The sequence below is a fragment of the Amycolatopsis sp. NPDC104587 genome, from assembly GCF_055583645.1.
On sequence record NZ_JBVJNO010000015.1, the window covers coordinates 149,142 to 161,055 of the forward strand.

Annotated in this window: 11 protein-coding genes and 1 pseudogene; 9 read left to right on the plus strand and 3 right to left on the minus strand. The window is 70.3% G+C overall.

What is annotated here, in order from left to right; genetic code table 11:
* Positions 1–91: 91 nt before the first annotated feature.
* Complete coding sequence (locus ACZ61C_RS38100) at positions 92–913, minus strand: aldo/keto reductase (RefSeq protein WP_465312773.1); 822 nt, start codon at positions 911–913, stop codon at positions 92–94.
* A 156-nt stretch (positions 914–1,069) separates the two neighbouring features.
* On the opposite strand from ACZ61C_RS38100, the gene ACZ61C_RS38105 reads away from it, so the two are divergent.
* From ACZ61C_RS38105 to ACZ61C_RS38135, 7 genes and pseudogenes are all read left to right on the plus strand, one after another.
* Positions 1,070–1,828, plus strand: coding sequence for a PE-PPE domain-containing protein (locus ACZ61C_RS38105; protein ID WP_465312774.1), 759 nt, complete (start codon positions 1,070–1,072; stop codon positions 1,826–1,828).
* 151 nt (positions 1,829–1,979) lie between these two features.
* The gene (locus ACZ61C_RS38110) at positions 1,980–3,365 is read left to right on the plus strand and encodes an FAD-binding oxidoreductase (RefSeq protein WP_465312775.1); all 1,386 of its coding nucleotides are present in this window, start codon (positions 1,980–1,982) and stop codon (positions 3,363–3,365) included.
* Between the two features lie 5 nt (positions 3,366–3,370).
* The gene (locus ACZ61C_RS38115) at positions 3,371–4,924 is read left to right on the plus strand and encodes an acetolactate synthase large subunit (RefSeq protein WP_465312884.1); all 1,554 of its coding nucleotides are present in this window, start codon (positions 3,371–3,373) and stop codon (positions 4,922–4,924) included.
* A gap of 41 nt (positions 4,925–4,965) precedes the next feature.
* The gene (locus ACZ61C_RS38120) at positions 4,966–5,763 is read left to right on the plus strand and encodes an SAM-dependent methyltransferase (RefSeq protein ID WP_465312776.1); all 798 of its coding nucleotides are present in this window, start codon (positions 4,966–4,968) and stop codon (positions 5,761–5,763) included.
* Positions 5,760–6,479, plus strand: a pseudogene (locus tag ACZ61C_RS38125) (SAM-dependent methyltransferase). Before ACZ61C_RS38120 ends, ACZ61C_RS38125 begins: the two are co-directional and overlap by 4 nt.
* Positions 6,476–7,111: a histidine phosphatase family protein gene (locus ACZ61C_RS38130; RefSeq protein ID WP_465312885.1), complete on the plus strand. Its 636-nt coding sequence runs from the start codon at positions 6,476–6,478 to the stop codon at positions 7,109–7,111. The pseudogene ACZ61C_RS38125 and the gene ACZ61C_RS38130 overlap by 4 nt, the downstream one beginning before the upstream one ends.
* Positions 7,112–7,173: 62 nt before the next feature.
* Positions 7,174–7,980 (plus strand): SAM-dependent methyltransferase, encoded by an 807-nt coding sequence (locus tag ACZ61C_RS38135; protein WP_465312777.1) that lies wholly within the window; start codon positions 7,174–7,176, stop codon positions 7,978–7,980.
* Here ACZ61C_RS38135 and ACZ61C_RS38140 read toward each other — a convergent pair.
* Together ACZ61C_RS38140 and ACZ61C_RS38145 are read right to left on the minus strand one after the other, a co-directional pair.
* Positions 7,977–9,392, minus strand: a complete 1,416-nt coding sequence (locus ACZ61C_RS38140; RefSeq protein ID WP_465312778.1) for an MFS transporter — start codon at positions 9,390–9,392, stop codon at positions 7,977–7,979. The genes ACZ61C_RS38135 and ACZ61C_RS38140 overlap by 4 nt on opposite strands.
* A gap of 86 nt (positions 9,393–9,478) precedes the next feature.
* Entirely contained in the window at positions 9,479–9,943 is a 465-nt protein-coding gene (locus ACZ61C_RS38145) for a DUF3761 domain-containing protein (protein ID WP_465312779.1), read from the minus strand.
* Positions 9,944–10,107: 164 nt separating this feature from the next.
* On the opposite strand from ACZ61C_RS38145, the gene ACZ61C_RS38150 reads away from it, so the two are divergent.
* The gene (locus ACZ61C_RS38150; RefSeq protein ID WP_465312780.1) at positions 10,108–11,166 is read left to right on the plus strand and encodes a sensor histidine kinase; all 1,059 of its coding nucleotides are present in this window, start codon (positions 10,108–10,110) and stop codon (positions 11,164–11,166) included.
* Between the two features lie 7 nt (positions 11,167–11,173).
* On the plus strand, positions 11,174–11,842 hold the full coding sequence (locus tag ACZ61C_RS38155) for a response regulator (protein ID WP_465312781.1): 669 nt from the start codon (positions 11,174–11,176) through the stop codon (positions 11,840–11,842).
* Positions 11,843–11,914: the final 72 nt, after the last annotated feature.

Genomic DNA, 11,914 nt, shown 5'->3' on the forward strand with positions numbered 1-11,914 from the left:
CCGTCCCCCCCTCCCCCCCCTCCCCTCCCCCCCCCCCCCCCCCACCCCCACCCCCCCCCCCCCCCCCACCCCCCCCCCCCCCGGGCCGCTTTCACGCCAGCGCGTCCAAGCGCTGGAAATCGTCGTCGGAAAGCGTGATTTCGGCGGCGGTGCAGTTTTCTTCGAGGTGCGGAATCGAAGACGTCCCAGGAATGGGAACCACCACCGGCGAACGGCGCAGCAGCCAGGCGAGGGACACCTGAGCGGGTGTCGCGCCGAGGCCGGCCGCGACCTTTCCGAGCACCCCACCCGCCGTCGCATGGTCACCCCGCGCGATCGGCAGCCACGGGACGAACGCGATCCCCTCGCGCTCGCAGTACGCAAGGACGTCGTCCGACGCGCGGTCCGTCAGGTTGTAGCGGTTCTGCACGCTCGCGATGGGCGCGATGGCCCGCGCTTCGGCCAGCTGCGCCACGCTGACCTCCGACAACCCGATCCGGGCGACCTTGCCCTCCGTCCGCAGCCGGGCGAGCGCCCCGACCTGGTCGGCGAGCGGCACCTGCGGGTCGACGCGGTGCAGCTGCAGCAGCTCGAGCCGTTCGACGCGCAGCCGCCGCAGCGAGAGTTCCGCCTGCTGCCGCAGGTACTCGGGCCGGCCGAGCGGCACCCACTCACCCCGGCTCGGGCGCGCGTGGCCGCACTTCGTCGCCACGAGCAGTCCCGGATAGGGATGGAGGGCGTCGGCGAGCAGTTCTTCGTTCAGCCCCAGGTCATAGGCGTCGGCGGTGTCGAAGAAGGTCACGCCGAGCTCGGCCGCGCGGCGCGCGACGGCAGCGGCGCCGTCGGGCACGTGGTCCCATTCCGTGAGCCGCATGGCGCCGAAACCCAGCCGTCGCACGGAAAAGCCGTCTTCGAAGGTGTGCGTCGATGTCATGCCGGGAAGCATCCCCCGGCGCCCAGTCACCCACCAGGGATTTAGTCAGGACTAAATCCTCGTCTGTAATCGGCTGATCACCGGTTTCATCCGGATTTCATCACCCCTCCCTAACGTCCGCCGCGGCAGTGATCAACTGACGGAGGGGACTGCGAAGTGAAGAGGTTGAAACGGCTTTCGCTGATCGGCGCCGCAGTGGCGGCGCTCGTCACCGGATTCGTCACCACACCGGCCGCGCACGCCGAAGGCGCGCACTACTACATCCTGATCGGCGGGACCTGCAACGGGAACGCGGACCAGTACCAGGAACCGTGGCTGCGCGGCGGGATCCGCAAGGTCGTGAACTACCCGGCCGGCGCGTCCGGACTGCCGGGACCGTGCGGCGCGACACCGATGGACCAGAGCGTCGCCATCGGCCGTGAGGAGGCGAAGCGCGTCGCCCAGGATTCGTTCAACGAGGACCCGGGCGGCGAGTTCACCGTCGTCGGGTACTCGCAGGGCGCGATCGTCGCGAACTTCCTGCTGAACGACATCGCGGACGGCGTCGTGAACGTCGACCGCGGCCACTTCAACGCGAAGCTGTACGCCGACCCGATGCAGCCGATCGGCCCGCCCGGGCTCGGCATCAGCGCGGTGATCCCGGCCGGCGCGGGCGCGCCGTCGCCGTTCGGCGGGTACGTCTCGTTCGGCCCGGGCCGAACGGACTTCGGCGGCATCCCGTACATCCGCTACTGCATCCAGGCCGACGGCGTCTGCCACTTCAACACGCCCGAGGCGCCGGGCGGCTACTTCGCCCAGCACTGGTGCTACGTCGAACGCCCGATCATGGCCGACACCCTCGCCGACGGGGTCTACACGAACTCGTCGATCGAGCTGCCGCGCCAGGACTGCCGGCCGCCCTGGCCGATCGGCTGAGTCGCTTCTCCGGGCGGGCGCCGACCCCGGCGCCCGCCCGGCCTCATCAACGTCCGCGCCCCGAAGAACATGAAAATTCTTCATAGCGGCGTACCGGCGGTACGTACTACGCTGCGGTAACCACAGCAACGGCGCGGAGGAGAGACTGTCGATGGGCGACGTGGCAGCACGGCTGGCCGAGGTCGTCGGGGACAAGAACCTGCTGACCGGCGACGCGATCTCCGAAGACTACGCGCACGACGAAGCATTGACGGCGGAGCCGCAGAAGCCCGCGTACGTCGCGAAGCCGGCAACCGCCGAAGAAGTCGCGGAGCTCCTGAAAGCCGCTTCGGAGCACAACGTGCCCGTGACCGCGCGCGGCTCCGGAAGCGGCTTGTCCGGAGCTGCACGTCCCCGCGCGGACGGCCTGCTGATCTCCTTCGAGCGCATGAACGCAGTCCTGGAAGTCGACACCGGGAACCACGTCGCCGTTGTGCAGCCCGGGGTCACGCTCGCCGAGCTCGACGTCAAGACCGCCGAAGCCGGGCTCAGCTACACCGTCTATCCCGGTGAGCTCAGCGCGAGCGTCGGCGGGAACGTCGGCACCAACGCCGGCGGGATGCGCGCGGTCAAGTACGGCGTCACGCGCAACAACGTGCTCGGCCTGCAGGCCGTGCTGCCGACCGGCGAGATCATCCGGACCGGCGGCAAGACGTCGAAGATCTCCACCGGCTACGACCTCACGCAGCTGGTCATCGGCTCCGAGGGCACCCTCGCGCTGGCCACGGAGATCACCGTCAAACTGCATCCGCGGCTCACCCACGGCGCCACCGTGCTCGCCCCCTTCGGCGACTTCGACCAGGTCATGGCCGCCGTGCCGGCGATCGTCTCCAGCGGGCTCGCGCCGCACATCCTCGAGTACATCGACAACATGACGATGGCCGCCATCGTCTACAACGAGAAGCTCGAGCTCGGCGTCCCGGACAAGATCCGCGAGACATGCGACGCATACCTGGTCGTGGCGCTGGAGAACCGCGAGGGTGGGCGTCTCGACGAGGACGTCGAAACAGTCGGAGAGCTGCTCGGCGAACTGGGCGCGGTCGACGTCTATGTCCTGGACGGCAGCGCCGCGCGCAAACTCATCGAGGCCCGCGAGAAGGCCTTCTGGACCGCGAAGGCGGTCGGCGCCGACGACGTGATCGACGTCGTCGTCCCGCGAACCGCCATGCCGCAGTTCATCGCCAAGGCGCGGGAGCTCGCGATGGCCGCGGGCGGCGGCGCGCTCGGCTGCGGGCACGCCGGCGACGGCAACGTCCACCTCGGGATCTTCTGCAAAGACGCGGACCGGCGGAAGCAGCTGCTCACCGATATCTTCTCCTACGCCATGGAGCTGGGCGGCGCGATCTCCGGCGAGCACGGCCTCGGCCGCACCAAGGCGGGCTACCACCAGGCACTCGAGGATCCGGCGAAGATCGAGCTGATGCGCCGGATCAAGCAGAGCTTCGACCCCGCCGGGATCCTCAACCCCGGCGTTCTCTTCCCCGAAGGAACCGCATGAGCGAGATGAACGGCGCCCAGTCCCTGATCCGCACCCTGGTCGACGCCGACGTCGACGTGTGCTTCGCGAACCCCGGCACGTCGGAGATGCACTTCGTCGCCGCACTCGACTCCGTTCCGGAGATGCGCGGGGTGCTCGCGCTGTTCGAAGGTGTGGTCACCGGTGCTGCCGACGGTTACGCGCGCATCGCCGGCAAGCCCGCCGCGACGTTGCTGCACCTCGGCCCCGGCCTGGGCAACGGCCTCGCGAACCTGCACAACGCGCGTCGTGCGCACACGCCGATCGTCAACATCGTCGGCGACCACGCGACCTACCACAAGCAGTACGACGCGCCGCTGGAATCGGACATCGAGGCCGTCGCGGGCTCGCTGGAAGGCTGGGTGCGCCGCTCTGAGCACACCAAGGACGTCGGGGCCGACGCCGCCGCCGCGGTCGCCGCCGCGCAGGACGCGCCCGGCCGCGTCGCCACGCTGATCCTGCCCGCCGACGCCTCGTGGGGCGAAGGCGGCGAGACGTGCGCGCCGATCCCGCCGCGCGTGCCGCAGGCCGTGGACGCGACGACCGTCAAGGACGTCGCCGCGGTGTTCGGCGCCGGTGAGCCGGTGGCGCTGCTCGTCGGCGGCAGCGCGTGCCGCGAGGAAGGTCTGCGCGCGGCCAGCCGGATCGCCGCGGCGACCGGCGCGAAGGTTTTCGTCGAGACGTTCCCGTCTCGTCTCGAGCGTGGCGCGGGACTGCCGGCGATCGAGCGGCTCGGGTACCTCGCCGAGCAGGTCACCTACCAGCTCGACGGCGTCAAGCACCTCGTCGTCGCGGGCACGAAAGCGCCGGTGTCGTTCTTCGCCTATCCCGGCAAGCCGAGCGACCTGGTGCCTGAAGGCGCGCAGGTGCACACGCTTGCGTCCGTCGGCCAGGACGTCACGCGGGCGCTGAACGAGGTCGCCGACCTCGTCGCCGCGGACACCGAGCCGGTGCTGCAGCAGGCGTCCCGGCCCGTGTTGCCGAGCGGTCCGCTGACCCCGCAGAACTGGGTCGACGTCATCGGCGCCCTGCTCCCGGAGAACGCGATCATCGCCGACGAGGCGAACACGTCCGGCCTGCTGCTGCCGGCGGCGACGGCCGGCGCGCCGCGGCACGACGTGCTGACGCTCACCGGCGGCGCGATCGGCTACGGCATGCCGGTCGCGACCGGCGCGGCTGTGGCGGGACGGGACCGTCCCGTCCTGAACCTGCAGTCGGACGGTAGCGCGCTGTACACCATCTCCGCGCTGTGGACGCAGGCGCGGGAAAACTTGAACGTCACGACGGTGCTGCTCAACAACCGCGCGTACGCGATCCTGCGGCTGGAGCTGCAGCGCGTCGGCGCGGCGTCGGGCGGGCCGAAGGCGAACGACCTGCTCGACCTGTCGCGGCCGGACATGGACTTCGTGAAGATCGCGGAAGGCATGGGCGTCCCCGCGACGCGCGCGACCACCGCCGAAGAGCTCGCCGAGCAGCTGCAGCGCGCGTTCGCCGAACCCGGTCCGCACCTGATCGACGCCGTGGTGCCGCCACTGCTCTGAACCGGACTATTCTCCCGTCACACCGAGGGCGAGGAGTGGCGATGAGCGAAGACGAACACGCGAAGCGCGGTATCGATCTCGAGAGACCGAACGCGGCGCGCGTGTACGACTACATGATCGGCGGCAAGCTCAACTACGCCGTCGACCGCATGTTCGCCGACCAGATCATCGGTGTGCTGCCGAACGCGCGGCACATGGCCCTGGTCAACCGGGCGTGGCTGCGGCGGGCCGTGCGGTTCGGCGCGGAGCAGGGCATCCGGCAGTTCCTGGACATCGGCTCCGGCATGCCGACGGTCGGGCACGTGCACGAGGTCGTCCAGGCGATCGACCCGGAGTCGCAGGTCGTCTACGTCGACAACGAGCCGATCGCCGTCGCGCACAGCGAGATCGTGCTCGAGGGTAACGACAACGCGGCGATGGTGCAGGCCGACGCCGAGTACGTCGACGACGTGCTGGAGCACCCGACCACCGAGGCGATGCTGGACTTCGACCAGCCGGTCATGGTCGTCATGGCCGCGTTCGTGCACTTCATCCCCGACTCCTGCGACCCCGCCGGCCTGATCTCGAGCTACTTCGACGCGTTCGCGCCGGGCAGCTACCTGGCGTTGTCGTCGGGCACGTGGGAAGGACAGGGCGAGGAGTCGCGGCGCTCCGTCGCGCTCTACGAGAAGAGCGGCACGCCGTTGACCCTGCGCTCCCCCGACGAGATGCGCGCGCTCGTGAAGGGCTTCGAAATCCTGCCGCCGGGTGTGGTGTTCACGCCGGAATGGCGTCCCGACGAACCCCTCGAGGACCCGCCGGCGCTGTCGGGCGGCCTCTCCCTGGTGGCGCGTCGGTGACCGACGAGCACACGAAACGCGGGATCGACTTCGACAAGCCGAACGCGGTGCGCGTCTACGACTACCTGATCGGCGGCAAGCTCAACTACGCCATCGACCGGATGTTCGCCGAGCAGATCCTCGCGGTGCGGCCGGAGTCCCGGGACCTGGCGCTGCTGAACCGGCGGTGGCTGCGGCGGGCCGTGCGGTTCGGCGCGGAGCAGGGCATCCGGCAGTTCCTGGACATCGGCTCCGGCATGCCGACCGTCGGGCACGTGCACGAGGTCGTCCGGGCGATCGACCCCGCGTCACGGGTGGTCTACGTGGACAACGAGCCGGTCGCCGTCGCGCACAGCGAGATCGTGCTGAAGGGCAACGACAACGCGGAGATGGTGCAGGCCGACGCCGAAATGCCGGCCGATGTCCTCGAGCACGAGACCACCGAGCGACTGCTGGACTTCGACTAGCCGCTCGTCCCGGGCAGCTACCTGGCGCTGTCGTCGGGCACGTTCGAGGGGCAGGGCGAGGAGGTGCGCCGCGCGGCGCAGCTCTACCAGCAGAGCGGCACGAACGTCTTCGCACGCTCGCGCGAAGAGCTGCGCGCGCTGGTGGACGGGTTCGAGATCCTGCCGCCGGGGATCGTGTTCACGCCCGAGTGGCGGCCGGACGACCCCGACGAAGTGGGTGAGCACCCGGAGCTGGCCAGCCAGCTGGCTCTGGTGGGGCGGAAGAACTGAATCGGCTCTACGTCGTCACGCATCCCGAGGCGACGCATCACGTGGAGGGCCGGGTCGGCGGCTGGTTCGACTCGGCACTGACCACCCGCGGCCGCGTCGACGCGGTAGCGATCGCGGCGCGGCTGCGCGAGCTGATCCCGGCAGCCGCGCCGATCGAGCTGTACAGCTCCGACCTGCGGCGAACCGTCGAGACCGTGGAGCCGATCGCGAGTCTCTTCGGCGTCGAACCCGTGTTCGTGCGCGACCTCCGCGAGAAGTCCTACGGTCTCGCGGGCGGACGGCCGCAGTCCTGGCTCGACGAACGCTTCGTCCCGCCGCCGGCGACCGGCGAGCGGCTCGACCACAACGAGGGCATCGAAGGCGCCGAAACCAAGCTCGAGTGGGTCACCCGCGTGTACCGCGCGATGGACCGCGTCCTCCGGTCCGGCGGCGAGCACCAGGTGGTCGTCACCCACGGCGGGTCGCTGAGCTGGGTCGTCGCGGCGTGGCTGGGCCTGCCGCTCTCGGCGTGCGCGCACGTGTCGTTCCGCTCGAGCCCCGGCGGCATCACGGTGCTCCACGAAGACGACTACTTCCACAACCGCACGCTGCACACGCTGAACGACACCGGCCACCTGACCGAGGGCCGGTGATCAGCTCACTGCCCTGCGTGTCCGGCTATTCTCGCGTCATCCCCCGAGCCCTGGAGTGGCGGATGACCGAAGACGAGCTCATGCGGCGCGGCATCGACCTCGAGAAGCCGAACGCCGCACGCGTGTACGACTACATCCTCGGGGGCGAGCTCAACTACGCCGTCGACCGGATGTTCGCGGAGCAGGTCCTGACCGCCCAGCCGAACGCGCGCGAGCGGGCGCAGCTCAACCGGCAGTGGCTGCGGCGCGCCATCCGGTTCGGGATGGACAACGGCATCCGGCAGTTCCTCGACATCGGCTCCGGCATGCCGACCGTCGGGCACGTGCACGAGGTGGCCCAGGCGATCGACCCGCGGTCGCGCGTCGTGTACGTCGACAACGAGCCGGTCGCCGTCGCGCACAGCGAGATCGTGCTGGAAGACAACGAAAACGCGGCCATGGTGTTCGCCGACGCCGAGTTCCCGGACGACGTCCTCGAGCACGAAACCACCGAGATGATGCTGGACCTGGACCAGCCGGTGATGATCGTGATGGCGTTGTTCGTGCACTTCATCCCGGACGAGCGCGACCCCGCCCGGCTGCTCGGCACCTACCGCGACGCGCTCGCGCCCGGCAGTTACCTGGCGCTTTCCTCCGCGACGCACGAGCTCCAGAGCGACGGCACCGCGCGCGCCGTCGCGATGTACCAGAAGAGCTCGAACCCGGTCATCCCGCGCTCGGCCGACGAGCTCCGGGCGCTGGCCGACGGCTTCGAGATCGTCGACCCCGGCGTAGTGTTCATCCCGGAATGGCGGCCGGACGCGCCCGCGGACGTGCCGGTCAACCCGGCGGAATGCGGCGGCTTGGCGTTGGTGGCACGCAAGAACTAAGCGACGCCGACCAGCTCCGGCGCCACCCGCGTCTTCGGCACCAGCGCGGCCAGCACCACTCCGGTAAGCGCGGCGAACGCGGCCACGGCGAAGGTCGCGCGGAAGCCGAACAGGGACGGCACCGAGAGCCCGCCGACGCTGATCGTCAGCTGGGCCAGCATCGCCGCCATCACCGCGCTCGAAATCGCCGTGCCGACCGAGCGCATCAGGGAGTTCAGGCCGTTCGCCGACGCCGTTTCGGTGACCGGCACCGAGCCCATGATCAGCGCGGGCATCGCCGCGTACGCGATGCCGACCCCGGCGCCGATGATCACCGACGCCGTGATGAGCTCCAGCGCGTTGTCCATCAGCACGATCGCAAACAGGTACCCGACCGCGATCACCAGCGCGCCGCTCATCAGCGTCGGGCGCGGGCCCAGCCGCGTGATCAGCCGCGCCGACACCGGCGACAGCAGCATCATCACCAGGCCGTTCGGCGCCAGTGACAGCCCGGACTCCACCATCGTCTGGCCGAGCCCGTACCCGGTCGACGCCGACGCCTGCAGCAGCTGCGGGAACGACAACGCCATCGCGTACATCGAGAACCCGACCATGATCGACGCCAGGTTCGTGAACAGCACCGGCCGGCGCGAGGACACCCGCAGGTCGACCAGCGGGTCGCGGCGACGCAGCTGGTAAGCGCCCCAGCCGAGCAGGATGACCACGGCCGCCGCGGCGAGCCCGAGCGTCGGCGCGCTCGTCCAGCCCCAGGTGGCGCCCTTGACCACCGGCAGCAGCAGGCAGAGCAGACCGGCGGCCAGCCCGAACGCGCCGAAGTAGTCGAACGGCGCCGGCGTGCGCACCGGCGACTCCGGCACGAACTTGACGATCAGCAGCACGAAGAAGAGCCCGAGTCCCGCAGCCATCCAGAACAGCACGTGCCAGTCGGCGTTCTCGGCGACGATCGCCGCGACCGGCAGCCCGATCGCGCCGCCGACCCCGAGCGTCGCGCTCATCAGCGAGATCGCGCCGCCGACACGTTCGGGCGGGAGCTCGTCGCGCATGATGCTGATGCCGAGCGGGATCACGCCCATCGCGCAGCCCTGCAGCCCGCGGCCGAGGATGTGCAGCGCCAGCTCGCTCGACGTCGCGGAAACGACCGAACCGGCGATGAGCAGCGCGAGGCTGACGAGGATCATCCGCCGTTTGCCGTAGAGGTCGCCGAGCCGGCCGCTGACCGGGGTGATGACCGACGCCGCGAGCAGCGTCACGGTGACCACCCAGGACGCGTCGGCGGCGGAGGCGTTCAGCAGCCGCGGGAACACCGGGATCAGCGGCACCACCAGCGTCTGCATGAACGACGCGACCAGCCCGCACGAAGCGAGCACCACGACGATCGCGCGCGCGGACCGCCCGGGACGGGACACCAGCACACCCCCGGTGTGTAGTTAGTACACATCATGCAACTTCATGCACTGTACCTACGGGATGGCGGGTTTCGTCTCGATTGGTGCTCTCGTCACAGCCAGGTGCGCACGCCTCCGTGTCCGGAGCAGGTGCCCGAGCGGTGCTGGCTGTAGCTGTAGCTGCCGTCCTTGCAGAGAGCCGTCGCGCCGGCCGGGTTGTCGCTGGGCCGGTGGACGCAGTTGCCGCTCGAGTTCACGTAGTAGTCGGCGCCGCATTCGGCGGGTTTCGGCGCGGCCTGCGCGGTGGTCTTCGGGGCCTTCGGCTTGGTCGCGGTCGTCTTCGGCACCGGCGCGACCGCTTGCGGTGTGGTCGCAACCGGCGCTTCGGAAGTGGTGGCGGGCGCTTCGGTCGTGACCGGAACGGAATACGTCGGCGTCGAATACGTCGATGTCGAATACGTCGATGTCGGCGTTTCGAGGACACCGACGTTTCCGACGTCCTTTGGCGGCACCGAACCGACACCACAGCCCGCGACCAGCAGGCCTGCCGCCAGGACCAACCCCAGTTTCTTGCTCACTCGCACTCCTTGGCCACGCGAATCAATGCCGACTGGTCGGTGGCGGGAAACCCTTTGTTACACACGAAAATCCTGTTCGTGGACGGCGATTACGCTGTGAGCAAGTCCCGTCCTTCGCGCACGGCCCCGGCCGCAAGCTGCGCGAAGCGCCCTAAACTCGGCGTATGCGGCGCTACCTACCCGAGCTCGCGGTCACCGTCGCGGTGCTCGTGGGCACGCTCTTCGCCGTGCTCAGCGACCACGACGAGCCGGGCCACCACGCCGTTCTGGGCTGGGTGCTCACCGTTCTCTGCTGTGCCGCGCTGTTCTTCCGGCGCCGCCACCCGCTCGGCGTAGCCGGGTTCGCGCTCCTCTGCTGTGCGCTCTACTACCCGCTGACCGATCCCGACGGCCTGGTGCTGCTGGCCTTCGCGTACTCGCTGTACGCAGCCGCGGCGGCCGGGCGGATCCGCGGCGCCGCGCTGCTCGTCGTCGCGGCGATGGCGGGGGTCGTGGTCGGCGAGATCAGCTCGCGGACCGGGCGGCACGTGGACAACTTCGCGTTCTTCCTGATGACCGGCTGGTTCGTGGCCCTGGTCGCCGGCGGCGCCGTCACGCACTACCGCGCGGAAGCCGAGCGCACGAAGGAGGCCGAAGCCCGGGCGCGCGCCACCGACGAACGCCTGCGCATCGCGCGCGAGCTGCACGACGTCCTGGGCCACCACCTCGCGCTGATCAACGTCCAGGCCGGTGCGGCGCTGCACCGGCGTGACCCCGCGCAGTCCGAAGAAGCGCTCGGAACCATCAAGGACGCGAGCAAGACCGCGCTCCAGGAGCTGCGCGCGACGCTCGGCATGCTCCGCCAAACCGGCCGACCGGGTCTCTCGCGGGTCGCCGAGCTGGCCGAGTCGGTGGGCGCATCCGGGCTGACCGTCCGCACGGAGATCGACGGTGTCGCCCGCGACCTGCCGCCGGACGTCGAGCACGCCGCGTTCCGCGTGGTGCAGGAAGCGCTGACCAACGTCGCGAAGCACGCTGCCGCGAAGACCGTCGTCGTCCGGCTCGGTTACGGCGCCGACGAGCTGTCCGTGCAGGTCGACGACGACGGCCGCGGCGGCACGGCCCCGCCGGGCAACGGCATCCGCGGCATGGCCGAACGCGCCCGCGCTCTTGGCGGCGAAGTGACGGCGGCGCCGCTCGAAAGCGGCGGTTTCCGGGTGCGCGCCCGGCTGCCGGTGCGATGATGGGCCGATGATCCGGGTCCTGCTCGTCGACGACCAGCGCCTCGTCCGGGCCGGTTTCCGCTCCATTTTGGACGGCGAGGCCGACATCGATGTCGTTGCCGAAGCCGCCGACGGACGCGAAGCGCTGCAGGCCGCCCACGACCACCACCCGGACGTCGTCCTGATGGACATCCGAATGCCGGTGCTCGACGGCCTCGCCGCCACCCGGCACCTCCTCGCGGACCCGGCGCTCGCCGGGACGAAGGTCGTCATCCTCACGACGTTCGACCTCGACGAGGACGTCTACGGCGCTTTGCGCGCGGGCGCGAGCGGGTTCCTGGTGAAGGACACCGAGCCCGAAGAGCTGATCCACGCGGTGCGCGTGGTGTCCCGCGGCGACGCGCTGCTGGCGCCGTCGATCACCCGGCGGCTGATCTCCGAGTTCGCCGCGCGGGTCACGCGCCCGGCTGCAGCTCCGGCGCTCGACCGGCTCACCGACCGCGAACGCGAAGTGCTCTCCCTGGTCGCGGCGGGTCTGTCGAACGACGAGATCGCGCGGGAGCTCACGCTCAGCCCCGCGACGGCGAAGACGCACGTCAGCCGGATCATGACCAAGACCGGCACACGCGACCGCGCACAGCTCGTCGTCCTCGCCTACGAGTCCGGCGCGGTGACGCCGCGCTGGCTCACCCCCTAGCCGTACTCCCGCGGGGGTACGGGAAACGCCTTAAGGGACACCGCCGGGAGCACGTCAAGTGTCCTCCGCCGC

Coding starts and splice junctions, on each gene's coding strand:
- ACZ61C_RS38135 (WP_465312777.1), top strand. CDS start 7,174: ATGACCGAAGACGAGCTCATGCGGCGCGGCATCGACCTCGAGAAGCCG.
- ACZ61C_RS38155 (WP_465312781.1), top strand. CDS start 11,174: ATGATCCGGGTCCTGCTCGTCGACGACCAGCGCCTCGTCCGGGCCGGT.
- ACZ61C_RS38150 (WP_465312780.1), top strand. CDS start 10,108: ATGCGGCGCTACCTACCCGAGCTCGCGGTCACCGTCGCGGTGCTCGTG.
- ACZ61C_RS38110 (WP_465312775.1), top strand. CDS start 1,980: ATGGGCGACGTGGCAGCACGGCTGGCCGAGGTCGTCGGGGACAAGAAC.
- ACZ61C_RS38100 (WP_465312773.1), bottom strand. CDS start 913: ATGACATCGACGCACACCTTCGAAGACGGCTTTTCCGTGCGACGGCTG.
- ACZ61C_RS38120 (WP_465312776.1), top strand. CDS start 4,966: ATGAGCGAAGACGAACACGCGAAGCGCGGTATCGATCTCGAGAGACCG.
- ACZ61C_RS38115 (WP_465312884.1), top strand. CDS start 3,371: ATGAACGGCGCCCAGTCCCTGATCCGCACCCTGGTCGACGCCGACGTC.